Below are 23,799 nucleotides of genomic sequence, written 5' to 3'. Positions count from 1 at the left end.
GCTGGCACCGGGCCTCCCGTTTCAGAGACGCTCGCGTCTACGGCTTGGTGGCCGCGTCGATCGTGTTCTCGGCGATCGTGTCCTCTTCACGCCCGGGCGTGCGGAGGTTCCACTTCTTGATCACGAAACTGAACAGGAAGTAGTAGACGACCGCGTAGCCGAGGCCGATCGGGATGAGCCAGATCGCACCGTCCGCCTTGCCGAAGTTCAGCACGTAGTCGATCGCACCGGCCGAGAACGAGAAGCCGTCGTGGATCCCCAGGGCGTTCACCAGGGCGAGGGACGTACCCGTGAGCACCGCGTGGATCACGTAGAGCGGGAACGCGACGAACATGAACGAGTACTCGAGCGGCTCGGTGATGCCCGTCACGAACGAGGTCAGTGCGGCGGAGATCATGATGCCGCCGACGAGCTTGCGGTTCTGCGGCTTGGCGTTGCGCCAGATCGCCAGGGCACCGGCGGGCAGCGCGAACATCATGATCGGGAAGAAGCCGGTCTGGAAGATGCCGGCGGTCGGGTCGCCGTTGAGGAACCGAGCGATGTCGCCGTGGTAGATCACGCCGTCCGCGCCCGTGAAGCTGCCGAGCTGGAACCACGGGAAGAAGTTGAGCAGCTGGTGCAGCCCGATCGGGATGAGCATGCGGTTCACGAAGCCGAAGATGCCGCCGCCGATGACGGCGTTGTCGGCCACGGCCGTCCCCGCCGCGGTCAGCGCGATGTCGAAGTAGCGGTAGACGAACGACATCGCGACGGCGATGACGAGACCCGCGACCGCGGTGAGGATGGGGACGAGGCGGCGGCCCGAGAAGAACCCCAGGAAGTCGGGCATCTTCGTACGGTGGAACTTCTCCCACATGACCGCGGAGACGAGCCCCATCACGATGCCGCCGAGCACCCCGAAGTTGATCATCGCCTGGTCGCCGTTGGCGTCCTTCACGCCGTCGAGGACGATCGGCGACATCACCTTCCAGACCTCGAACATGACCATGTAGCCGACGACCGCGGCGAGGGCGGTGGTGCCGTCCGACTTCTTCGCCCAGCCGATCGCGATGCCCACCGCGAAGAGCAACGGCAGCCAGTTGAAGACACCGTTGCCAGCAGCCGAGATGACTCCGGCCCACTTGCCGAAGCCGGGGATCGCCCCGAGGAGGTCTGGCTGGCCGATGCGGAGCAGGATGCCCGCGGCGGGCATGACCGCGATCGGCAGGAGCAGGCTCCGTCCGAGGCGCTGGGCTTGTGCGAACAGCCGTGACTGCTTCTTCGGCTTCTTCTTCTCCGGCACATCCGCGGCAGTGGTGGCGCTCATCGGAGGTCCTCTCGTCATTGGGTGGAGCTGTCGGGGTGAGTTGAGTCGTGCAGCCAGCGCAGGTAACCTCGGCGGTGTCGCCAGGTCCGGTCCTGTCCGGTCATGACCAGTTCCGTAGTCTGATCCGAGAGCGGTCCGGTGTCAACCTGCGACGCAAACCCTTAACGAGGAGGAAACGATGGCCGACATCAAGGCAGCCGACATCATCGCCGCACTCGGCGGCGCCGAGAACATCGAAGAGGTCGAGGGCTGCATCACGCGCCTCCGCGTCGAGGTCGAGGACGGGGACCTGGTCGACAAGGCCGCCCTGCAGGCAGCCGGAGCCCAGGCCGTCGTCGGTGGCGGCACCGGCTGGCAGGTCATCGTCGGCACGGTCGCCGACAACCTCGCGCAGGACATCCAGGACGAACTGTGACCGTCGTCCGCACCCCCTTCGGCGGACCGGTCGTCGCCCTCGCCGACGTGCCCGACCCCGTGTTCGCCGGGCAGCTCGTCGGCGCCGGCGTCGCGGTCGACCCGACGGGTGTCGAGGGTGCGGTCACCGCGGTGGCCCCCGTCGACGGCACCATCGTCAAGCTGCACCCGCACGCATTCGCCCTGCAGGGTGCCGCTGGTGCCGACGTCCTGGTGCACGTCGGCATCGACACAGTGAAGCTCGCCGGCGAGGGCTTCGAGCTCCTCGCGACCGAGGGCGACACCGTCACCGCCGGCGACCCCGTCGTCCGGTTCACCCCCTCGGTGATCTCGGCTGCCGGGTACTCGCCGATCTGCCCGGTCGTCGTGCTCGGTTCGACGCCGGACAGCATCGACCAGGGAACCGTCGGCACCACGGTGCTCGACGGCGACACCCTGTACGAGGTCTAGGGGTTCTTCCTCGCCAGAGCGACTGGGTACTGCGGAACACCCGCAGCACACAGTCGCTTTCGCGTTGTCGGGCGGACTACGCGACCGCGGGGGTCGCGGTGACCTCCATCTGCACGCGGTAGCGGTCCGAGCGGTACCAGCTGCGGGTGTGCTCCACGGGCCGCTCCCCCGCGTACGACACCCGGTCGAACTCGAGCACCGGCGCTCCGGTCTTCGTGCCGAGCAGCGTCGCGACGTCGTCGGCCGCCGGGTTCGCCGCGACGGTCTGCTGCGCGCGGTCGATCGGGGTGCCGTACTCCGTGGCGATGATCGAGTACACCGACCCCGACAGGTCATGGTCGAGCAGGCCCGGGAACGCATCGGCCACGAGCCAGGCGTCGTCGATCGACACCGGGGCACCATCGGCCATCCGCAGGCGCTTCACGTGGAAGGCCGGCACGTCGGGGTCGATCCGCAGGGCCGCCGCAGTGTCGGCCGGCGGCACCCGCTCCTCGCGCACGAGCACGACGGTGGTCGGCTCGTGTCCCATCGCCCGCATCTCCTCGGTGAACGAGGCGAGGTGCAGCGTCGACTGCACGGGCCGGTGCGCCACGAAGGTGCCCTTGCCACGGACGCGCTCCAGGTAGCCCTCGTTGACCAGCTGCCCGAGGGCCTCACGCACGGTGATCCGTGAGACGCCGTACTCGGCGATGAGCTGCCGTTCGGACGGGATCGCAGCACCGGGAGCCAGCCGCGTGGTGACGAGGTCGAGCAGGATGCGCCGCAGCTGCTGGTGCTTCGGTTCGGCACCCTCGGTGATGCGGCTCGTCATGCGTCCCTCGTGCTCCGTTGCTGGTCCTGGGCGGTGGTCATGCGCGGACATGACCAGTCCCCATCACAGTAGCGAGTCAGGCCGGGAAGACCAACGTCAGCCAACCCGGTCTCGGTGACACATGCATTTCAGATTCTTGACATCAGTTGTGCATGGCTGCCACGATCGGTCGAGCCTCATCGGGGGGCACATGGGAGGAAACAGTCGTGCGCAAGTCCAGAACGAAGATGCTCGTCGGCCTCGGTCTCACCGTCGGCCTGATCACGGGCACTGCGACGGCGGCCTCAGCTGCGCAGTTCGAGGTCATGGGATCAGGGTCGGAAGCCGGCGGAGTGGCCGTCGCTGCATCCGGCGGGAGTGCAGGCGGTGAGACCAGCGGCATCGGTACCAACAACGACGGCGGGGGCGGGAGCTTCTGGCAGTGGGGCGTCGGCAAGGACGACACCTGGTCGAACTACTTCCGCGAGAAGCGGTGCCACGGCGCGACTGCGGTCGGCAAGAAGTCGAAGCGCGTCACGAACGTGCCAGGCGGCCGGTACGCGATGGCGATGACACCGAAGGCACGCAGCGGCAACAAGGCGTACTACCACAACTGCTGAGACCGGGAGCGGGCGGTCCCGAGCGACCGTCCGCTCCGGCTCACGCTCGCCGCAAGGGGGACCATGAACATCCGCTCGGTGACGCTCGCCTACCTCGTCCCACCCCTCCTGGCTTCCGTCCTGGGCTTCGTCGGCCTGGTGCAGGTCAGCGAAGCCGGCATCGTGGGCGCCTCGTCCGTGGTGACCGCTGCCGCCGGTGCCGAGACCGGATCGAACCAGCGGGTCGCGACCGCACTCAAGCAGGTCGCCGAGGCCGAGCACGCGACGATCGCGCGGATGGTGGCGGACCGCGCGGCTCCGACGACGCGCCGCGTGGCGCTCGTCACCGACGCGCCTTCGAGCCGCGGTGCCGGCTGGCTCCTCGACGGGTACGAGGACTTCACGAGGTCGATGGTCACCACCGTCCGTCCGATGTCGGAACTCGACCAGTTCGACCCGACCGGCTCGTACTCGGTATTCGGGGACGACGACGCTCGGCGAGCCACCGTGCGCGCACTGGCCGACGCCGGGTACGAGGTCAGCGTGGAGCGCGTGCCGCTCCTGCAACGCATCGGCGTCACCGACGGCCTGGATCAGACCCTGGCCCTGGTCGGAGCACTCGTCTCGGGATGCGTGGCGCTCTGTCTGATGACGACCGTCGGGGCCCCTCGCCGCAGCGCAGTCCGCCGACTGCACGGAGACACCACAGCCGCCATCGTCATCCAGGAACTGGCTGAGCTCCGGACCGCCGTGCTCGTCACCGCCATCGGGGTACCCGTCGCCGCCATCGGGCTCTGGTTCTACAACGGGCTCGCTTCGGCGGCGACCCTCGCCGTCGCGATCTCCGCGTTCTGCGTGGGGCTGCTCGTACCGGTCGTCGTCGCGCACACGATGGGCACGGTGGTCGCGTGCCGACAGCCGTTGGTCGGCGCACTGCGAGGCGCTCGACCAGCGGGCGCGCTCCTGCTCGTCGCACAGATCGCGCGGGTGCCCGCGCTGCTGGTGCTCGTCGCGGCCGTCTTCGAACTGACCGGCGCGGTGACCACCGCACGACAGGGGACGGCTGAACGGGATCTGCGGGCGGCCGGCGAAACCGTCCAGCTCTGGGTCACCCCGGATCCGCGCCCGGTCGAGGAGCAGGCCTACTGGGACAGCATCGGTGACTTCGCCGGCGGGGCACTCGAACGGCGTGATGCGTTCCTCGCCGCTGCGGTCGAGGTGTCGAGTGGCAGCGGGAAGTCCACGGTCCCTGCGCTCGTCGTCGACCAGGGCTACCTCGACCTGCAGGACGTCCGTTCCGAGGACGGGGCCCGCATCACCACCGACGGCGCGGAGATCGCCGTGTGGATGCCCGCCGACAGTGGCCTCTCCCGCGAGCGGCTCGTCGAGGGCTTGACCGAATGGCAGTTGCGGGACGCACCCGCGGCCCTCCTCGAGCACGTCACCGGTGGCACGCTGGCACGTCAGCAGGTCTACTCGTACCCGGACGACGCGTCGTCGCGCGCGTGGCTCGAAGACGCCGTGATCGTGGTCGTCCCCACACCGGGCGACGTCTTCTCGGCCGATGAACTCGGATCGTGGTTGTCGACCGGAGACGTCGTCTTCACATCCCGTGCTGCCGCCGAGCGGTCGATCGGCGCATCGGGCCTCCGCACCGAGTTCAGCGCGGTCGTCGCGGTGGGTCAGTCTGCGGCGGAACAGGCACGGCATGCAGCGATGACCGTGGCGATCGGGACGGGCACCCTGGTCAGCACCCTCGCCGTCAGCGTCATGCTCGGTATGGTCGCCACGATCGCGCACCGACGCCGTCACGGCCGCGCGATGTTCGCGAAGTTCACCAGTGGCGTCTCGCCCGTCCGCACCGATGCTGGCCTGTTGACGATCGAAGCCGGCCTGGTATCGATCGCCGTCATCGCCGTCGTCAACACCTGGTGGTCGCAACGGCCGGACGGAAGCGGGCTCAGATCGGCACTCGACCCGGTCGTGCAGTCGGCCGGAGTCGCCGCGGCGCTCGCCCTCGTGACACTCGCGGCGGTGAGCGCCACCAGCCTCGTCGTCATGGCCGTCACGGCACGGAGGACTGCACGCAACCGAGGGAACGGATCACGATGATCGAGGTACGGAACGCGTCGAAGCGTCGCGGAGGCCATGCACTGTGGCACGACCTGACGTTCGATGTGGCACGGGGTGAGATCGTCGGCTTGGTCGGGCCGAGCGGCTGCGGGAAGTCGACGCTGCTCGACTGTGTCGGGCACATCGATGCGCTCGACGGCGGCACGATCCGGATCAACGGTGAGTCGGCAGGCTCGAACGAGCGGCGAGCACGACTGATCCGGCGGCGCCACCTCGGGTACCTGTTCCAGGACTTCGGGTTGGTACCCGACATGACGGTCCAGTCGAACGTCGACGTGGTTCGCCTGCCGGACGGACGGCGGAGACACCGAGGCCTCCGGACGGGTGAGGCCCTGGAACGTGTCGGTCTGGCCGGACGCGGAACCGACCGGGTCCACGAGCTCAGCGGCGGCGAGCAGCAGCGCGTCGCGATGGCACGGCTCCTGGTGAAGCGTCCGTCGGTCATCCTCGCGGACGAGCCGACGAGTGCCCTCGACGACGGCAACGCCGCGATGGTGCTCGACCTGCTGGACGAACTGGCGGCCGACGGAGCGGCCGTCCTGATCGCGACACACTCGTCATCGGTCGAAGCGCGCGCCGCACGGAGCATCACGCTCAGTGGACCCGCTCGCTGACGGGTCAGGCGTTGGCGACGAGCCAGGCGAACTGCTCGTCGGAGAGCAGCCGATCGGTCCAGACCTGCCCCTCGACGCCGGCGGCCGCACGGTTCTGCGCGGCGGGAGCCCCCTGCCACACCAGCGACAGCCCAGCTCGACGCAGTACAGCGGCGGAAGCAGGGTTGTTCGTGAGCACCCGGCCGGTCACCGGGACGTCGGGAGCGGTGTCGCCGGCGGCACGGACGGCAGCGAGCGCGATCTCGGACGCGAAACCCTGCCCCCAGGCGGCCGGCGCCAGGCGGTAGCCGAGGTTCCAGACCCCGCCGGCGGTCATGTCGATCCCCCCGACGCCGACGAAGGCGTGGTCCGAGGCGCTGCGGACAGCCCACGACCCGAGGCCGTGCCGCGCACGACCGCCGATCTTGCGCTGGACCATGTCCACACTCGAGCTCCGCGCCACGTGCCGTCCGGTGGGCAGGTGCTGCCACGTGCGGGCGTCCGAGAAGAGCGCGTGCACGTCGTCGATGTCGGCCGGCGTCAGCGGGGCGAGCAGGAGGCGATCCGTTCGGATCTCCTGCGAGGGGGTCAGGAGCTGGTGGACCATGCACTGATCATGCCGCCGACCCCCGACATCCGTGTGAACACCACGCGACGTTTGCGGAAGCCCGCAGATGGGGAACAGAAATGGTCGAGTGGCTCGAAGCAACCCGACCATTTCTGCTCACGAAGCGGAACGACCGACGAGAGAGCCGCTGACCGGCGCTCAGTCGAGCAGGAGCGCGGGCTCCTCGAGCACCGAAGCGACGTCGTGCACGAAGCGGGAGGCCACGTCACCGTCGACGACCCGGTGGTCGAACGAGGCACCGATGGTCGTCACCATGCGCGAGCGGACCTCGCCGTCGACGACCCACGGCTTCGGCTTGATCGTGCCCATGGCGACGATCGCGACCTCGCCCGGGTTGAGGATCGGGGTGCCGGTGTCCATGCCGAACACACCGATGTTCGTGATCGACACGGTGCCGTTCGCCATCTGCTTCGGCGTCGTCTTCCCGTCGCGGGCGGTCAGGGTGAGTTCCTCGAGCGCCTGCGCCAGCTCGAGCAGCGACATGTCCTGCGCGTCCTTGATGTTCGGCACGATGAGCCCGCGGGGGGTCGCCGCGGCGATGCCGAGGTTCACGAAGTGGTGGACGATGATCTCGCGGTCGGTCCAGGTCGAGTTCACCGAACGGTTGCGGCGGACGGCCCAGATGACGGCCTTCGCGACGATGAGCAGCGGCGAGACCTTGACGCCGGCGAACGTCGGCGAGGCCTTGAGCCGCTTGACGAACTCCATCGTGTGGGTCGCGTCGACGTCGACGAAGAGCGACACGTGCGGTGCCGTGAACGCGGACGTCGTCATCGCGGTGGCAATGGCCTTGCGGACGCCCTTGACCGGGATCGTCTCGCTGCGGACCTCGCCCCACTCGGGCGTCTCGATGTTGCGGAAGACGCTGGCCTGCTTCGCGTGCCGGATGACGTCGTCGCGGGTGACCTCGCCGGCGAGACCGGTCGCGACGATCTCGGTCAGTTCGACGCCGAGGTCCTTCGCGAGCTTCCGGATCGGCGGCTTCGCCAGCACGTTGGTCGCGGTGCTCTGCTTGTGCGCGGAGCCCGTCCCGAGAGCGCTGATGGCCTCGGCCGTGCGCTCCTCGCCCGGGTCGACGGAGGCTTCGGCCGCCGCCGCGGTGTCCGCACTGGAGGCACGGCTCGCCTCAGCCGCGAGCGCTGCGGCCCGGCGGGCGCCCGGCTTGCGACGGGACGGCGACGAGGTCGCCGAGCCGTAGCCGACGAGGACGGCGCCGGAGGACTCGTCCGTCCCGTGGACGGAGGCGTCGACCGCGACCGGCTGGGCCGGCGTCGCGGGTGCCGCAGCTGCCGCGGGGGCAGCAGCCGGAGCAGGCGCGACCGGTGCCGGGGCCGCGGCTGCCGCGGGAGCGGGAGGGGTCTGCGCGACCGGGGCCGACGGGGCGGCGGCGGCCGGAGGGGTGGACGCGACCACCGGCGAGACCGGGGCGGTCTGGGCGACGGGCGTCGCGCCTCCAGGCTGCTCGACGGGCTGCTCGACAGGCTGCTCGGCAGGGGGCGTGAGCGCGGCTCCGGACGCGACCGACGCGTCCGAGTCGACGCGGATGATCGGCTTGCCGACCTCGACCGTGTCACCCTCGGACACCAGCAGGCCGGTGACGGTGCCGGCGAACGGCGACGGCAGCTCGACCAGCGACTTCGCGGTCTCGATCTCGACGAGCACCTGGTCGACGGCGATCTCGTCGCCGATCGCGACGCGCCACTGCACGATCTCGGCCTCGGTGAGACCTTCACCCACGTCGGGCAGGGGGAATTCGGCGGCGGCCACTACGGCTCCTTCGTGGATCTGGTCGAGCTCGGTCGGACGGGTCCTCGGTCGGACGGGTCAGTAGGCGAGGGCGCGGTCGACGGCCTCGAGGATGCGGTCCGCATCCGGCAGGTGCAGGTGCTCGAGCTTCGAGACCGGGAACGGCACGTCGAACCCGGAGACCCGGAGCGGCGGTGCCTGCATCGTGTAGAACGCCCGCTCGGCGACGGTCGCGGCGATCTCGCTGCCGACGCTGACGAAGCCGGAGGCCTCTTGCGCGATGACCAGGCGACCGGTCTTGCGGACCGATGCGACCAGCGGCTCCCAGTCGATCGGCGAGATCGAGCGGAGGTCGATGACCTCGCAGCTGGTGCCCTCGGCCTCGGCGATGTCCGCGGCCTGCATCAGGGTGGCGACCATCGCGCCGTGGCCGACGAGGGTGACCTCGGTGCCGGTGCGGGCGACGCGGGTGGTGTGCATCGGGACGTGGCCGTCGACCAGGTCCACCTGGCCCTTGGGCCAGTAGCGCGACTTCGGCTCGAGGAAGACCACCGGGTCCTTGGACGCGATGGCTTCCTGGATCATCCAGTAGGCGTCGTTCGGGGTGCTCGGGCTGACGACCCGCAGACCCGGGGTGTGCGCGAAGTACGCCTCGGGGGATTCCTGGTGGTGCTCCACGGCGCCGATGTGGCCGCCGTACGGGATGCGGATGACGACGGGCAACGACATGTGCGCCGGCAGGCGGTTCGCCATCTTCGCGAGCTGCGAGGTGATCTGGTCGAAACCGGGCCACACGAAGCCGTCGAACTGGATCTCGACGACCGGGCGGTAGCCGCGCAGGGCGAGGCCGATCGCGGTGCCGATGATGCCGGCCTCGGCGAGCGGGGTGTCCCGCACGCGCTCGGGCCCGAAGCGGTCCTGCAGGCCCTCGGTGATGCGGAAGACGCCGCCCAGCTGGCCGATGTCCTCGCCCATCAGCAGGACCTTGTCGTCCGCTTCCATGGCCGCGGCGAGCCCGGCGTTCAGGGCCTTGGCCATCGGCAGGGTCGGGGTGGGGTCGCTCGGGACCTCGCCGGCGCCCGGGTGGGAGCGCAGGGTGTAGTCGAAGAGCTGCTCGGTGGTGCTCATGCGTGGGCGCCCCCTTCGAAGCCGGCCTCGTACTGGGCGAGCCAGGCCTTCTGCTCGGCGATCCGCGGGTGCGGTTCGCGGTACACGTTGTCGAACATGACGTCGACGGACGGTGCTGTCAGGGCGACGGTTCGGCGGCGGACGTCGGCGGCGATGTCCTCGCCCTCTGCGTCGAACGCGGCGAACTGCTCGTCCGTCGCGCCCTTCGAGCGCAGGTACGCCTCGGACCGGACGATCGGGTCGCGGAGGACCCACTCCTCGAGCTCCCCGTCGGCGCGGTAGCGGCTCGGGTCGTCCGAGCTGGTGTGCGCACCGATGCGGTAGGTGTCGGCCTCGATGAAGGCCGGGCCCTGGCCGCTGCGGGCGTGCTCGGTCGCGACGACCGAGGCCGTGTAGGACGCGAGGATGTCGTTGCCGTCGATCAGGACGCTCGGGATCCCGAAGCCGCGCGGGCGGTCGACGAGCGGCGTCGGGGACTGCACCGACACCGGCACCGAGATGGCCCAGTGGTTGTTCTGCAGGAAGAAGACGACCGGCGCCTTGGTCGACGCGGAGAACACGAAGGCCTCGTTCACGTCGCCCTGGCTGGTGGCGCCGTCGCCGAAGTAGACGATCGAGCAGGCGTCGCGGTCCGGGTCGCCCGTGCCGACGTCGCCGTCGAGCTTCTGGCCGAGCGCGTACCCGGTGGCGTGCAGGGTCTGCGAGCCGATCACCAGGGTGGAGATGTGCGTGTTGCCGCGCTGGTCCGGGTCCCACCCGCCGTGGGTCTGCCCGCGGTACATCGCGATGATCTCCATCGGCTCGACGCCGCGGTGCATCGTGACGGCGTGCTCGCGGTACGACGGGAACACGTGGTCCTGGGCGCGAAGGGCGAAGGCGGAGCCGGTCTGCGCAGCTTCCTGCCCGTGGCTGGGCACCCACAGGCCGAGCTGGCCGGTGCGCTGCAGGTTGTGGCCGGCGTGGTCGAACCGACGGGTGAGCACCATGCGGCGGTGCATCGCCAGCAGGGTCTCGTCCGGGATCGCTCGCGCGGCGGCGGCGAACTCGGCGTTCTCGTCGGTCTCCACGAACCGACCCTGGGGGTCGAGGAGCCGGACGGTGGTCGTCGCGGGAGCCGCGGCGCGGAATGACATGCGGGCCAGCGTAGCGCCAGCCACTAGTCGGCCACCTGGAGGTCCCCCACAAGTGAGCGGGCTGTTTCGAGGAGCGTTCCCACAGCTTCGTGCTCGCCGATCGAGATGCGGATGCCCTCCGGCGGGAAGGCCCGGACGATGATCCCGGCGTCCTCGAACGCGGCCGCGGCGGTTGCCGTGCGGTCCCCCGTCGGCAGCCAGAGGAAGTTGCCCTGGGCGTCGGGGACGTCCCAACCCTGGGCCCGGAGCTCGGCGACGATCCGGTCGCGCAGCGCCGCGATCTCGGTCACGCGTTCGAGCAGTTCGGCCTCGCGTTCCAGGCTGGCGAGCGCTGCAGCCTGGCCCTGGGCGGTCACGGACAGTGGGATGGCGCAGGCACGGACGGCGTCGAGGACGTAGTCCGGACCGAGCGCGTAGCCCACCCGGAGGCCGGCCAGCCCGTACGCCTTCGAGAAGGTGCGGAGGACCACGAGGTTGGGGTGCGCGGCGAGCAGCGGGTGGCCGTGGACCGCTGCCTCGTCGGTCACGAACTCGGCGTATGCCTCGTCGAGCACGATCAGCACCGACTGCGGCACCGCTGCCATGAACGCGTCGAACTCCGCGGCGGTCACGATCGGCCCCGTCGGGTTGTTCGGTGAGCAGACGAGCACCATGCGGGTGCGCTCGGTGACGGCAGCGGCCATCGCGTCCAGGTCGTGCCCGCCGTCGGCACGGTTCGGCACCTGCACGCTCGTGGCACCGGCGACCGTGACGACCCCCGGGTAGGCCTCGAACGAACGCCAGGCGTAGACGATCTCGTCACCGGGGCCGGAGGTGGCGCGGGCGAGCTCGTGCAGGATCGCCACGCTGCCCGGGGCGACGTGCACCTGCTCGGCGGTCAGCCCGAAGCGGTTGGCCAGCACGGCGCGCAGGGCGAGGGCCGTGGCGTCGGGGTAGCGGTTGAACGACGTCTGGGCCTGCACGGCCTGGACGACCCCGGGGAGCGGCGGGAACGGGTTCTCGTTGCTCGACAGCTTGAAGGCGGAGTCGGACGCCTGACGTCCCTGCTTGTAGGCGGGGAGGACGGCCACCTCGGGCCGGATGTGCACACGCTGCTCGGTCACGGGTTCAGGCTACCGGCCCGTGCGCGGGTGGCGGAGGGCATCATGGACGCATGCGATTCCTCGTCCGCCTCGTCGTCAACGCCCTCGCGCTCTGGCTCACCACGCTGATCGTCAGCGGCGTCTCCGTGACGCCGTTCGGTGACGGCGGGACCACCGCGACCGTGCTCACCTTCCTGCTCGTGGCGTTCGTGTTCGGCCTCGTGAACGCCGTGATCGGCACGCTGATCCGGATCGTGGCCTTCCCGATCTACATCCTGACGCTCGGGCTCATCTCGTTCGTCGTCAACGCGATCCTGTTGCTCATCGTCGCCGGCATCTCGGAGGCGTTCGGCTTCGGGCTCGAGGTCGACTCCTTCGGCTGGGGCATCGTCGGTGCCTTCGTGCTCGCGGTCTTCGCCTGGCTGATCGGGCTCTTCGCCCGGCCGGTGCTCAACCGCCAGCGGGCGTGAGGTCGGCGGACCTCGCGGAGGACCCCGCCCTGCGTCATGATGTGCTCATGACCCAGGACGTCGACGCCCCGTTCCGCGTCTCGTTCGTCTGCAGCGGCAACATCTGCCGCTCCCCCATGGCCGGTGTCGTGTTCGCGCAGATCGCCGCCGACGCCGGTCTCGCGGACCGTTTCCAGGTGGAGTCGGCCGGCACGGGTGACTGGCACGTGGGTGAACCCGCCGACGAGCGCACGATCGCAGCGCTGGCGGCGCGCGGATACGATGGCAGCAGGCATCGCGCCCGTCAGTTCGACCCGGACCGGTTCCCGGACCTCGACCTGGTGGTCGCACTCGACCGCTCCCACGAGCGCATCCTGCGTTCGTGGGCCCCGACCATGGACGACTCCGCCAAGGTGACGCTCCTGTTGCGGTACGACGCCGCCTGGCCCCAGCAGGCCGACGTGCCGGACCCGTACTACGCGGACCGGCACGAGTTCGACCGAGTGCTCTCGACCGTCGAACGGGCCTGCCGGGCGCTCTTCCACCAGCTCGAGCCGGCAGTCCGTCAGGGAGCCCCATGACCCCCCTTCCCCCGCAGCCGATCAGCCCGCTCGACGGGCGCTACTACCCGATCGTGCACACGGTGGGCGAGCACCTCTCCGAGGCCGGCCTCAACCGCGCGCGCATCGTGGTCGAGGTCGAGTGGCTCATCTTCCTGACCGACCACGCCATGTTCACCACGTCGCCGCTCAGCGTCGACGACAAGGCGGCACTCCGTCGGATCGTCGAGACCTTCGGCCAGGACCAGATCGCGGAGCTCGCCGAGATCGAGGCGACGACCCGTCACGACGTGAAGGCCGTCGAGTACTTCGTGCGCCGCCGACTGTCCGAGCTCGGGCTCGACGCGATCGCCGAGCTCACCCACTTCGCCGCCACGAGCGAGGACGTCAACAACCTGTCCTACGCGCTCACCGTGCGGGACACCGTCGAGCAGGTCTGGCTCCCCGGCTTCCGGGCCGTGCTCGAGAAGCTCCGGACGCTCGCCGTCGAGCTGCGGAGCGTGCCGATGCTCTCGCACACGCACGGCCAGCCGGCGACCCCCACGACGCTCGGTAAGGAGCTCGCGGTCGTCGTCTACCGGCTCGAGCGCGTGCTCGCCCAGATCGAGGGCGGCGAGTACCTCGGCAAGTTCTCCGGCGCGACCGGCACCTTCTCCGCGCACCTCGCCGCGGACCCCGAGGCCGACTGGCCCGCCCTGTCCCGCGAGTTCGTCGAGGGCCTCGGCCTGACGTGGAACCCGCTCACCACGCAGATCGAGTCGCACGACTGGCAGGCCGAGCTGTACGACCGGGTGCGTCACGCCAACCGGATCCTGCACAACCTGGCGACCGACGTGTGGACCTACATCTCGATGGGGTACTTCACGCAGATCCCCGTCGCGGGTGCCACCGGGTCGTCGACCATGCCGCACAAGATCAACCCGATCAAGTTCGAGAACGCCGAGGCGAACCTCGAGATCTCGTCGGCGATCTTCTCGACGCTGTCCGAGACGCTCGTGACGAGCCGCCTGCAGCGCGACCTGACCGACTCCACGACGCAGCGGAACATCGGCGTCGCGTTCGGGCACTCGCTGCTCGCGCTCGACAACCTGCGCCGTGGTCTGGGCGAGATCGCCGTGAACGAGGCCAAGCTCGCCGACGACCTCGACCACAACTGGGAGGTCCTCGCCGAGGCCATCCAGACGGTCATCCGCGCCGAGGTCACCGCCGGACAGTCGAACATCGAGGACCCCTACGCGATGCTCAAGGAGCTCACGCGGGGCAAGCGGGTGAGCCAGCAGGACCTGATCGTCTTCGTGAACCGCCTGGACATCTCGGACGGCGCGAAGGCCCGGCTGACCAACCTGACGCCGGCGACCTACACGGGCCTGGCGGACGAGCTGGTCGACCACCTCGACGTCTGAGCGCGGCGGCGCGAGCTGGGGGATGCGGAAACCTGAGCGGTTCGATAGGTTGGAGCTGCTGAGTACATCTCAGCACGGGGGGGCGTCGCAGTGGATGCACCCTGTCCACTGACCGGATGGATCTCCACACCGTGCTTCGTTCTCGCATCACCGCGGCCGCCGTCGGCGCCACCGTGCTCGGCGTCTCCGCCGCCCTCGTCCCGACGGTCTCGACCGCCCTGTCGACGGACGGCTCCGCTTCGGCCATCGTCACCTGGACCGACTCGGCCGACGACTTCACGGCCGCGCCGACCGGCACGTTCCCGCTGACCGACCAGTGGTACTGGGCGGACATCACCGACGTGGGCGGCGGTGGCACGATCACCGACCACGCCACGATCGACGAGGACGGCCTGTCGGTCTCCGAGGGCGAAGCCGTTGCACTGATCCGTGGCCTGAACAAGCCCGTGGCCCCGAGCGCCGTCCCGGCCCTCGCTTCCGGCATCAGCATGACGACGACCGGGGCGACGTCGTTCGGTCTCGCCGTGCAGGCAGGCGGCGACTCCACCGCGCAGTCCGTGGTCTTCGCCACCGACGAGCCCGTCACGGATGGCGGCGCGAGCGTCGACGGCACCAAGAACTGGATCGACCCCTCCACCGGTGACGTCGAGTCGTCGGCCGAGCTCGCCGCCGACCTGCGTGACGCGGACGCCGAGGTCGTCGGCTACGTCGTGTACGTCGGCCTCGACATCGCCGGCGAGATCACCACTCCGCCGACCGAGCCCACCGAGACGCCGGCCCCGACCGACCAGCCCACCCCGGCCCCGACCGTGAACGGCGCTCCGGCTCCGACCGCCGAGGTGCCCGGCACCGAGCTGAAGAGCCTCGCCTCGCCGCTCGAGGTCAACGGCCAGGCCCTCGCCGCCGACGCCAGCGGTTCGATCTCCGCGCTCCGCGTCGACGACACCACGACGTACTTCACGCCGCAGCCCACCGCGACCGCCGACGCGCCGACGTCCTTGCGCGTTTCGCAGACCCTCACCGGATTCCAGGTGACGGGTGCAGGCTTCGCCCCGAACGAGTCCGTCGCGGCGACCGTCACGCAGGGCGGCGAGACCTACTCGATCCGCACCAATGCTTCGGTGGCGGACGATGAGGGCGACGTCGTCGTCGTGGTGGTCCTGCCCGAGGGTGCCGTGAGCGCCGGCGCGTACACCGCCACGCTCGAAGGCCGATCCTCGAGCCAGACCGCTTCGGCCGACGGCTCCTTCATCGCCGACCCGGCCGCCGCCGGCGACCCGGGCACGGCTCCGGTTGCCGTCCCGGTGCCCGGAACGGCGACCTTCACGGGCTGATCTTGCCGATCCTCCCGACCGAGCCACGGCGGCGTGCGACTGTGATCGCCGCCGCCGTGGCCGTCGTCTGTGCGGGGGCCGTCGCGTTCGTCGCGTTCGGCCCCCTGTCAGCCGCACCCGCCCCGACCCCCACGCGGTCCGCCGCCGCACCGACCCCCACCCCGACGACGCCGAAGCCGACCCGATCGGCAGCACCGGTCGACGGGATCGACGCCCCGACCAGCACCACGGTCGCTGCCGCCACGGGCGCGTCCGTCCCGGTCAGCGCGAGCGCGGGTGGCAAGGCGACGCAGACCCTCGAGAACCCGCAGGCGTCCGGAGCCCCGCTCGTCCTCCGGGTCGTCGACCAGCAGGACGGCTGGGCCGAGGTGCAGCTCGCACAGCGCCCGAACGGCAGCACGGGCTGGGTGCCGACCAGCGCCGTCACCCTGTCCGAGGACCCGTACGCGATCGTCGTCACCCGTTCGACGAACACCCTCGACCTGTACAAGGCCGGCAAGGTCGTCGACAGCTACCCCGTCGCCACCGGCACCGGTGGCACCCCGTCGCCGACCGGTCGGTTCGCCCTGACCGAGCTGCTCGCGCCGACGAACGAGGGCTACGGCCCGTACGCGTACGGCACGACGGCGTTCTCGGACGTGCTCAACTCGTTCGGCGGCGGCCCCGGACAGATCGGGCTGCACGGCACCGACGACACGTCCAGCATCGGCACCGCCGCATCGCACGGCTGCATCCGCATGCACAACGACCACATCACCGCGCTGGCGGAGCGCCTGCCGCTCGGCACCCCGTTCCAGGTGCGCTGACGCGGTCACGCCGCCACAGAAGCGCGTCTGCCGCGGCCCGCCCGTGGCCCGCCCACGGCCTGGAGGCACGGCGTGCGCCCGGCAGTAGGCGCAACCGTCTCAGGTGGTGACGTCCAGGGCGACGGCGACCAGGGCCTCCAGGACGGTGCGCACCACGGGACGGACGGCACGGTCGGGGCGGACGAGTGCCTCGATGCGACGTCCGGCACGGACGTCGGCGAGCTCGGCCAGGTGGAAGCGGCCGGCGGCCCGCGTGCCCGTCGTGTACCGCGGGACGAGCGCGATGCCGTGCCCGGCGGCCACCAGGTTCTCGATGAGCGGCAGGTGGATCGTGCGGAACGCGACGCTCGGCGGGGTGTCCGTCGCCGCGGCCATGGCGTGCAGGACCCGGTCGATCGGGTACCCCTCCGGGACGCCGATCCACGTCTCCCCGACGACCTCGTCGATGCCCACGCGCGCGCGGCCGGCCAGGGCGTGGCCTGGTGGCAGGGCCACGTCGAGGGGCTCCCTGAGCAGCGGGACGGTCTCCACCGATCCTTGGTCGGCCGGTCGGACGCCGTCCGACCGGTGCCCGACGACCACGTCGTGGTCCGCCGCGAGCGGTGCGAAGTCTCCCTCGCTGACGTCCACGTCGACCAGGGTCAACGCGATGCCCGGGTGCGCCTGCATCCGGGTGAGCACGCCGGGCAGCAGCAGTTCCGCCGCCGACGGGAAGATCGCCAGCGACACCGGTCCGGTCGTCCCGCCCAGGTGCTCCTGCCAGGCGGCGTCCACCCGCGCGATGGCGGTGGCGACCCCGGACGCCAGGCCGGCGAGCACCTCGCCGTGCGGGGTCAGCCGGACCCCGCGGCCGACGCGTTCGACCAGCGGGACCCCGACCTGCCGTTGCAGGGTATGCAGCTGCTGGGAGACGGCGCTCGGTGTGCGGTGGGTGGCCTCGGCGACGGCGGTGACACTCCCCCGCTCGGCGAGCTCCCGCAGGACCGCCAGCAGCTGCACGTCGAAGTCGACCATGCAGGGACCCTACATCGTGGTTCGCGAAGGTTTCGATGGACCTACAACGTCGTGCCCGGGACGATGAGGAGCATGACCGCCCGAGACCGTCTCCTCGCCGTCGTCGTCGCCGTGGTCTGGGGACTGAACTTCCCCGCGACGGCACTCGCGCTCGAGCACTTCCCGCCGTTCCTGCTCGCAGCGCTGCGGTTCGCGATCCTGGCGGTCCCGACGCTGCTGTTCGTGCCGCGGCCCCGGATCCCGTTCGGGCGGCTGCTGCTCGTCGGCCTGGGGCTCGGGGTGCTGCAGTTCTCGTTCCTGTACCTCAGCATGGCGTCCGGCATGCCGTCGGGGCTCGCCTCGCTGGTGCTGCAGGCCTCCGCGCCGTTCACGGTGGTGCTGGCCGGGGTGTTCCTGCGCGAGCGGCTGACCGGACGGCAGGTCGTCGGGGTCACCGTCGCCGTGGCCGCCCTCGCCGCGATCGCCCTGCACCGCTCGCAGACCGCCGCGCTGCTGCCGGTCGTGCTCGCACTGTGCGGTGCGCTCGGGTGGGCGATCGGCAACGTCGCGACCCGACGAGCGGGAGCCGCGAACCCGCTGCACCTGACCCTGTGGTGGTCCGTCGTGCCACCGGTCCCGATGGTTGTGCTGTCGCTCGTGGTCGAGGGGCCGGACCGCATCGGCACCGCACTCGGTTCGGCGTTCACGGCGGCCGCGCTGCCCGCCGACCTGGGCCTGTTGTACATCGTGGTCGTCGCCACCCTGGTGGGCTACGGCATCTGGTCACGGCTGCTAGCGGCCTACCCGTCGAGCACGGTCGCACCGTTCTCGATGCTCGTGCCGGTGGTCGGGGTGCTCGCGTCGTGGGCGGCCTTCGGCGAGGTGCCCGACCTGGTCGAGGTGCTCGCCGGCGCGGTCGTCGTGGCCGCCGTGCTGTGGTCGTCGCGCCCGGCCCGCGGGCCACGGCCGGGAGCGTACCCGGCGCCAGCCGCGGCCCCGGCACCGGCCCCGGCACCGGCCCCGGCCCCGATCGACGGGGTCCCGGTTACGGTGCTCAGCCCCGGTGCTGGCGACGCTCCGCGATGATCCCGGCGAGCGCCCCACGCAGGTGCGGGTAGCGGAACTCGTAGCCGGCCTCGGTCAGCCGGGTCGGCACCACCCACCGGCTCTTCAGCACGAGTTCGGTCTCGGTGCGGATCACGAACGACCCGAGCTCGAGCATCCACCGGAACGTCGGCACCCCGAACCGGCGCCCGACGGCGTCGCGGATGGTCGCCATGACGGTTCGGTTGTCGGACGGGTTCGGGCTCGACACGTTCACCGGCCCCTCGATCTCCGGGTGGTCGCGGAGGAACCGGATCGACCCGAGGACGTCGGCGATGTGCACCCAGCTGAACCGCTGCCGACCGTGGGTGGGCCGGTGGTGGTGGTAGGTGCCGGCGCGGAGCCGGGATCGGGTCGGCACCCACGGCCCGTCGTACTGCGGCCCACCGAGGCCGGCCTGGGCGAGCCGGAGGAGCGGCAGCAGGGCGCTGCCGTCGCCGAACACGATCGCCATCCGGAGTGCCACACGACGGGTGCCGGGCAGGTCGGCGCCGAAGAAGGCGTCCTCCCACGCGCGCGCCACCGAGACCGAGAACCCCTCGCCGATCTCCCCCGTCGCTTCGTCCTGCGGGCGGTCGTCGGCGTGCCGGTAGATCGTCGCGGTCGAGGCGTTCAACCACAGCGGCGTCGGGTGCTCGGACGTCCGGATGGCCTCGGCGAGCTCGAGCGTGGTGTCCACCCGCGAGCGCATGATCTCGGCGCGGTTGCGTCGGCCGTACCGGCAGTTGACGCTCTTGCCCGCCATGTTCACGACGATGGCGGCGCCGTCGACGAGTTCCCGGATGCGCATGGTGTTGCCCCACACGGCGTCGCCGGTCCGCCCGATCGTGACGACCTGGTAGCCCTCTTCCGTGAAGGCGTCCCGCAGGTACTGCCCCACGAAGCCGCTCGCTCCCGCGATCACGACGCGGCCCTTCTGGTCGCTCATCTCATCCCCGTTCTGTGTCCGGCGCGATCTCGTACCGGAACGCCCCCTCGTACCGGTACAGCGTGCCGACCACCGGTGCCGCGAGCACCAGGGACACGCGCTGCAGGTCGGCTTCGTCATCGAATCGTTCCACGAGCGTCACACGCGTGGGGACCAGGCGCAGCGCGACCGGCTCACGGTTCGATCCTGGCATGTCGTCGGTGCGGATCCCTACGATGTCGCACATGGGACACGACCACGGGCACGGCGTCGGGCACGCCTCGGAGCGCGCCCTGCTCATCGCGTTCTGCATCTCGGCGGGCATCCTGCTGGCCGAGGTCGTCGGCGCCGTGGTCACCGGTTCGCTCGCGCTGCTCGTCGACGCCGGGCACATGGTCGTCGACACCGGCGGACTCGGCATCGGGCTCGTCGCGACGCGGCTCGCCCGCCGGTCGCCGACCGCGCAGCGCACCTGGGGCTTCCAGCGGGCCGAGGTCCTCGGGGCCACCGCACAGGCCGCCATCCTGCTCGCCGTCGGGGTCTACGTGATCATCTCGGCGGCCCAGCGGCTCGTCGTGCCGGAGGAGATCCACTCCGGGCCGCTGCTCGTGTTCGGCATCGTCGGCCTCGTCGGCAACCTGGTGGCCTACGCGGTGCTGCTGCGGGCATCGGGCGAGGGGTTCACCTCGCGGGCCGCCCGGCTCGAGGTCCTCAACGACACACTCGGGTCGGTCGCCGTCATCATCGCGGCGATCGTGCTCATGCTGACCGGGTGGGAGCGGGCGGACTCCGTCGCCGCGATCCTGATCGGTCTGCTCATCCTGCCGCGAGCGATCCGGCTGCTGCGTGAGACCGCGAACGTGCTGCTCGAGTCGACGCCGCCGGGGCTCGACCTCGACGACGTGCGCGGCCACATCCTCGAGCTCGACCACGTCATCGCGGTGCACGACCTGCACGCGACGCTCGTGGCGACCGGGGTACCGAACCTGACCGCGCACGTGGTCGTGGACGACCACTGCTTCTCGACAGCGCACGCCCCTGCGATCCTCGACGAGCTGCAGCGGTGTGTGGCGGAGCACTTCGACGTGCCGGTGGAGCACTCGACCTTCCAGTTGGAGCCGGTGTCGCACCGGCGGCACGAGTACGAGGTGCACGCGTAGGGTCCCGCGCTCGGGCGTGCGGGCGTCAGCGCCCCGGTTCCGCGACGATCCACCAGGTGATCGACGCGTGGTCTGTCGCAGAACGGGTGTCCGCGGGTGCCGGGTCAGCAGTCGTCGGTGCGCGTGGGGTACGCCGTGATCACCCGGTCGGTGGTGGCCGAGACGATCACCTTCACCCACGGCTCGTCGTCGGGGCGCGAACCGTCGTCGAACCGGACGGGTGCGGCGTAGCAGACCTTGCCGTCGCCGACGTCGAGCGGGAACCCGGGGCGGGGGTCCTCGAGCGCGGTCTGCACCGCCGTGAGCATGGCGTCGTCCCAGTCGCGCGAGCCGTGCCCGGTGACGACGTCGCGCCAGTCAGCGGTGTGGCGCACCCGGATGTGCTCGTACCCCTGGGCCGCGGTGCCGCACTGCAGGGTGACGCGGCCCAGGGCCTGGGTCTCGTACTGCGCGACCGCGGCCTGGGTAGTGCTGTCGCACCGCGCCAGGGCGGCGGACCCGGGCAGGTCCGGCCCCATGCGGGTGATCGTGACGGTGCCGTCGCCGGTGGCGGTCGACGCGTCGCTCGGCGTCCGCGCGGCCGAGCCGACGTCGATGGTCGGGTCGTCCGCGCCCTGCCGTGCCGTCAGGAACAGCCCGCCGGCGAGGAGACCCGCGGCCACCACGGCCGCGATCCCCGTGATCACGGGACGGTTGCGGTTCTGGGGCACGCGCCCAGTATGCCGGAGGTGGGTCGCGCCTCCAGGCCGGATCACGGAGGACGGAACCCGGTTCCGGGTGCGGGAGGCGGACGCCAAGCCCGCCCGCCGTCAGGCGCGCGCGGCCAGCCGGGTGCCGGCGACGAGGGCCAGGACGGCGACGAGCACCACGTACCCGATCAGGACGGGCAGCGTCGGGATCACCAGCAGCGCTGCCCCGACGGCCACGACCGGCACGGTGAGCCCGGCGTAGGCGATGAGGAACGTGGCTGCGAGCACGCCACCCCGACGCTCCGGTCCGACGAGTGCTGCGGCACTGCCGATCGCGGCACGGAACAGCAGGCCGACGCCGGCACCCGCGACGACCCCGCCGCCGATGAACCCGGCGACCTGCAGCAGCACCGCGGCGACGGCCAGGACGACCAGCCCGACGACCAGCAGCACCATGCCGAGCCGGATCTGCGCCCGCTGCGACAGTCGGGCGAAGACGATCTGCGACAACGCGCTCGCGGCGAAGACCCCGAAGGTCGTGGCGCCGGCGGCCAGGCGGTCGGTGACGTGGAAGGTGGTACCGAGGAAGCTCGGCGCGACCGAGGTGAAGAGCCCCTGCACGGCGAGTGCGGCGAAGGCGGCTGCCCCGGCGGCCCAGAACGCGGCACCCTGCCCCTCCGGCGCCTGCATGCGCTGCGGGCGGTAGGCCACGGGCTGCTCGGGACGGTCGACCGTCTCCGGTGCGGCCAGCACGAGCACGAACGCGACGGCCAGCGCGATCACGAACACCACGTACGGGACCATGAGCGGCTGCCCGACGAACTCGGCGAGTGCTCCGCCGACCAGGGCGCCGAGCGACAGGCCACCGAGGTTCACCGCCCCGGCAGCGACGCTCGCGCCCTTCGCGGAGTCGCTCGACCCGGTGGCACGGACCCGGAGCTCACCGAGGTGTGCCGTCGCGGTCGCCGTCAGCGTCCCGACGCCGAGGCCGGTCACGAGCCGGGCGACGATGAGGCCGGTGACGTCGTTCCAGAGCAGGAACAGCACGGCGGCGACGAGTTCGAGGGCGATCGACACCAGGATGAGCGGACGGCGTCCGTGCACGTCGCTGAGGTGTCCCGCCAGGTACAGCGACCCGACGACCCCGACCCCGTACGCCGCGAAGATGACCGTCGTGGTGAAGGTCGGGAAGCCGTCGCGGGCCTGGTAGATGACGTACAGGGGTGCGGGGACGGTCGCGAAGGCCATCACCGCGAGGAACGCGAAGGCGACGACCCAGAAGCCGAAACCGTGGCGCCGACGGGTGTGGACACGGCGTCCGCGCGGGGCGACGACACGGTCGCTCGCGGATGCGGGAGCGGCGGTGGTGGCGGGGACGGTGCCCGTCGGGGTGTCGGTGACGGTTGACATGCTCCGATGATCGCGCTCGCGGTGCATCGAGTCCAACGGATGCGCTTGATGTGCACGATCGATCTGTTCGATACTCGGACGATGGAGACCCGACTGCTCGAACAGTTCGTCACCGTCGCCGCCGAGGGCAGCGTCACCCGGGCGGCGGAACGGCTCTGGGCCGCGCAGTCCACGGTGTCCGCGGGCATCGCCTCGCTCGAGCGCAGCTTCGGCGTGCGGCTCTTCGACCGCACCGGCCGACAGCTCGTGCTGACCCCCGCCGGCGAGGACCTGCTCCCCCATGCCCGCGCGGTGCTCGAGTCCCTCGACCGGATGCGTGACCTGGCCACCGCCGACGACGCCGACCTGCGGGGTCGGGTGCGGCTCGGCATCTTCACGAGCATGGACATCGTCGACCTCACGGGCGTGCTGCAGCGGTTCCGGCGGCAGCACCCGCTCGTCGCCGTGGAGCTGATGACCTCGCCGTCGGGGACGACCGGCCTCGTGCAGGACCTGGTCGCCGGGCGGCTCGACATCGCCTACACGGGCCTGCCCACCGTGCCCGCCGGCGTCGTCGTGGAGCCGTTGCGGGAGATGCCGTTCCGGGTGTTCACCGCGGCGGACCACCCGCTCGCCGGCCGGTCGTCGGTGTCGCTCGCCGAACTCGCCGACGAACCGTTCATCGACACGGCGCACGGGTTCGGCAACCGGATCATCCTCGACGGGGCACTCGAGCGGCTCGGGATCCGTCGGCGCATCGTCGCGGAGATGAACGACATGCCCGCCGTGATCCGGTTCGCCTCGGCCGGGCTCGGAGTCGGGGTCGTGCCGGACTCGGGGGTGCGGTACGACGGTGCGGTGCTCGACCTGGAGGACGAGGTCGACCCGCTCCGCATCGGTCTGGCGGTCCGGACGTCCCCGGAGCCGAGCCGCGCGGTCCGGACGCTGGCGCGCGACATCGTTGCGGCGCGGGTGGGGTGACGCGGGGCGGTGGGTTCGGCCC

Annotated in this window: 25 protein-coding genes; 13 read left to right on the top strand and 12 right to left on the bottom strand. The window is 71.1% G+C overall.

The window, feature by feature from the left end; all coding sequences use genetic code 11:
• Positions 1-37 precede the first annotated feature (37 nt).
• A complete protein-coding gene (locus tag BIU95_RS08895) occupies positions 38-1,306 on the bottom strand; it encodes a PTS transporter subunit EIIC (protein WP_017886463.1) in 1,269 nt (422 codons plus the stop codon).
• A gap of 178 nt (positions 1,307-1,484) precedes the next feature.
• Between BIU95_RS08895 and BIU95_RS08890 the strand changes: the two genes are divergently transcribed.
• On the top strand, positions 1,485-1,721 hold the full coding sequence (locus BIU95_RS08890; RefSeq protein ID WP_017886464.1) for a PTS transporter subunit EIIB: 237 nt from the start codon (positions 1,485-1,487) through the stop codon (positions 1,719-1,721).
• Positions 1,718-2,170: a glucose PTS transporter subunit IIA gene (locus BIU95_RS08885; RefSeq protein ID WP_017886465.1), complete on the top strand. Its 453-nt coding sequence runs from the start codon at positions 1,718-1,720 to the stop codon at positions 2,168-2,170. Before BIU95_RS08890 ends, BIU95_RS08885 begins: the two co-directional genes overlap by 4 nt.
• 76 nt (positions 2,171-2,246) lie before the next feature.
• On the opposite strand, the gene BIU95_RS08880 is transcribed toward BIU95_RS08885, so the two are convergent.
• On the bottom strand, positions 2,247-2,981 hold the full coding sequence (locus BIU95_RS08880) for a GntR family transcriptional regulator (RefSeq protein ID WP_017886466.1): 735 nt from the start codon (positions 2,979-2,981) through the stop codon (positions 2,247-2,249).
• Positions 2,982-3,187: 206 nt separating this feature from the next.
• Between BIU95_RS08880 and BIU95_RS08875 the strand changes: the two genes are divergently transcribed.
• The 3 genes from BIU95_RS08875 (at position 3,188) to BIU95_RS08865 (ending at position 6,306) form a co-directional block, all read left to right on the top strand.
• Positions 3,188-3,580 carry a lactococcin 972 family bacteriocin gene (locus tag BIU95_RS08875; protein ID WP_161598079.1) on the top strand — a complete coding sequence of 131 codons (393 nt, stop codon included), beginning with the start codon at positions 3,188-3,190 and terminating at the stop codon, positions 3,578-3,580.
• Positions 3,581-3,643: 63 nt separating this feature from the next.
• Entirely contained in the window at positions 3,644-5,671 is a 2,028-nt protein-coding gene (locus BIU95_RS08870; protein ID WP_071251479.1) for a hypothetical protein, read from the top strand.
• Positions 5,668-6,306, top strand: coding sequence for an ABC transporter ATP-binding protein (locus BIU95_RS08865; protein WP_017886469.1), 639 nt, complete (start codon positions 5,668-5,670; stop codon positions 6,304-6,306). Before BIU95_RS08870 ends, BIU95_RS08865 begins: the two co-directional genes overlap by 4 nt.
• A 4-nt stretch (positions 6,307-6,310) precedes the next feature.
• Here the strand turns inward: BIU95_RS08865 and BIU95_RS08860 are convergent, their stop codons facing one another.
• From BIU95_RS08860 to BIU95_RS08840, 5 genes are all read right to left on the bottom strand, one after another.
• Positions 6,311-6,892 carry a GNAT family N-acetyltransferase gene (locus tag BIU95_RS08860; RefSeq protein ID WP_056069697.1) on the bottom strand — a complete coding sequence of 194 codons (582 nt, stop codon included), beginning with the start codon at positions 6,890-6,892 and terminating at the stop codon, positions 6,311-6,313.
• A 159-nt stretch (positions 6,893-7,051) separates the two neighbouring features.
• Positions 7,052-8,680, bottom strand: a complete 1,629-nt coding sequence (locus BIU95_RS08855) for a dihydrolipoamide acetyltransferase family protein (protein ID WP_071251478.1) — start codon at positions 8,678-8,680, stop codon at positions 7,052-7,054.
• Positions 8,681-8,737: 57 nt separating this feature from the next.
• Positions 8,738-9,697, bottom strand: coding sequence for an alpha-ketoacid dehydrogenase subunit beta (locus BIU95_RS08850; protein WP_071251492.1), 960 nt, complete (start codon positions 9,695-9,697; stop codon positions 8,738-8,740).
• Between the two features lie 86 nt (positions 9,698-9,783).
• Positions 9,784-10,920, bottom strand: a complete 1,137-nt coding sequence (locus BIU95_RS08845; protein WP_042538360.1) for a thiamine pyrophosphate-dependent dehydrogenase E1 component subunit alpha — start codon at positions 10,918-10,920, stop codon at positions 9,784-9,786.
• A gap of 23 nt (positions 10,921-10,943) precedes the next feature.
• On the bottom strand, positions 10,944-12,023 hold the full coding sequence (locus BIU95_RS08840) for a histidinol-phosphate transaminase (protein ID WP_017886474.1): 1,080 nt from the start codon (positions 12,021-12,023) through the stop codon (positions 10,944-10,946).
• Between the two features lie 50 nt (positions 12,024-12,073).
• On the opposite strand from BIU95_RS08840, the gene BIU95_RS08835 reads away from it, so the two are divergent.
• The 5 genes from BIU95_RS08835 (at position 12,074) to BIU95_RS08815 (ending at position 16,554) form a co-directional block, all read left to right on the top strand.
• Positions 12,074-12,472, top strand: coding sequence for a phage holin family protein (locus BIU95_RS08835; RefSeq protein ID WP_017886475.1), 399 nt, complete (start codon positions 12,074-12,076; stop codon positions 12,470-12,472).
• A gap of 47 nt (positions 12,473-12,519) precedes the next feature.
• A complete protein-coding gene (locus BIU95_RS08830) occupies positions 12,520-13,032 on the top strand; it encodes a low molecular weight protein-tyrosine-phosphatase (RefSeq protein WP_017886476.1) in 513 nt (170 codons plus the stop codon).
• Positions 13,029-14,414, top strand: coding sequence for an adenylosuccinate lyase (gene purB, locus BIU95_RS08825; RefSeq protein WP_042538357.1), 1,386 nt, complete (start codon positions 13,029-13,031; stop codon positions 14,412-14,414). The genes BIU95_RS08830 and purB overlap by 4 nt, the downstream gene beginning before the upstream one ends.
• 131 nt (positions 14,415-14,545) lie before the next feature.
• Positions 14,546-15,748: a hypothetical protein gene (locus BIU95_RS08820; protein WP_152427194.1), complete on the top strand. Its 1,203-nt coding sequence runs from the start codon at positions 14,546-14,548 to the stop codon at positions 15,746-15,748.
• Between the two features lie 41 nt (positions 15,749-15,789).
• Positions 15,790-16,554, top strand: a complete 765-nt coding sequence (locus BIU95_RS08815) for a L,D-transpeptidase family protein (RefSeq protein WP_052481717.1) — start codon at positions 15,790-15,792, stop codon at positions 16,552-16,554.
• Between the two features lie 99 nt (positions 16,555-16,653).
• On the opposite strand, the gene BIU95_RS08810 is transcribed toward BIU95_RS08815, so the two are convergent.
• On the bottom strand, positions 16,654-17,568 hold the full coding sequence (locus BIU95_RS08810; protein ID WP_042538353.1) for a LysR family transcriptional regulator: 915 nt from the start codon (positions 17,566-17,568) through the stop codon (positions 16,654-16,656).
• 72 nt (positions 17,569-17,640) lie between these two features.
• Between BIU95_RS08810 and BIU95_RS08805 the strand changes: the two genes are divergently transcribed.
• Entirely contained in the window at positions 17,641-18,633 is a 993-nt protein-coding gene (locus tag BIU95_RS08805; protein ID WP_071251477.1) for an EamA family transporter, read from the top strand.
• Here the strand turns inward: BIU95_RS08805 and BIU95_RS08800 are convergent.
• Positions 18,602-19,579 (bottom strand): epimerase, encoded by a 978-nt coding sequence (locus BIU95_RS08800; RefSeq protein WP_017886482.1) that lies wholly within the window; start codon positions 19,577-19,579, stop codon positions 18,602-18,604. The genes BIU95_RS08805 and BIU95_RS08800 overlap by 32 nt on opposite strands.
• Before the next feature lies 1 nt (position 19,580).
• Positions 19,581-19,805 (bottom strand): hypothetical protein, encoded by a 225-nt coding sequence (locus BIU95_RS08795; RefSeq protein WP_017886483.1) that lies wholly within the window; start codon positions 19,803-19,805, stop codon positions 19,581-19,583.
• Here BIU95_RS08795 and BIU95_RS08790 point away from each other — a divergent pair.
• Positions 19,804-20,718: a cation diffusion facilitator family transporter gene (locus BIU95_RS08790; RefSeq protein WP_017886484.1), complete on the top strand. Its 915-nt coding sequence runs from the start codon at positions 19,804-19,806 to the stop codon at positions 20,716-20,718. The two genes, BIU95_RS08795 and BIU95_RS08790, sit on opposite strands and share 2 nt — an antisense overlap.
• A 104-nt stretch (positions 20,719-20,822) precedes the next feature.
• On the opposite strand, the gene BIU95_RS08785 is transcribed toward BIU95_RS08790, so the two are convergent.
• Together BIU95_RS08785 and BIU95_RS08780 are read right to left on the bottom strand one after the other, a co-directional pair.
• Entirely contained in the window at positions 20,823-21,428 is a 606-nt protein-coding gene (locus BIU95_RS08785) for a hypothetical protein (RefSeq protein ID WP_017886485.1), read from the bottom strand.
• 99 nt (positions 21,429-21,527) lie between these two features.
• The gene (locus BIU95_RS08780) at positions 21,528-22,817 is read right to left on the bottom strand and encodes an MFS transporter (protein ID WP_017886486.1); all 1,290 of its coding nucleotides are present in this window, start codon (positions 22,815-22,817) and stop codon (positions 21,528-21,530) included.
• A gap of 81 nt (positions 22,818-22,898) precedes the next feature.
• Here BIU95_RS08780 and BIU95_RS08775 point away from each other — a divergent pair, with 81 nt between their 5' ends.
• The gene (locus tag BIU95_RS08775; RefSeq protein ID WP_017886487.1) at positions 22,899-23,777 is read left to right on the top strand and encodes a LysR family transcriptional regulator; all 879 of its coding nucleotides are present in this window, start codon (positions 22,899-22,901) and stop codon (positions 23,775-23,777) included.
• Positions 23,778-23,799: the final 22 nt, after the last annotated feature.

This window comes from Curtobacterium sp. MCBA15_007 (assembly GCF_001864905.1).
GTDB lineage: Bacteria > Actinomycetota > Actinomycetes > Actinomycetales > Microbacteriaceae > Curtobacterium > Curtobacterium poinsettiae.
Note: the sequence above shows the minus strand (reverse complement) of the source record. Positions and strands in the feature narration are given on the sequence as shown.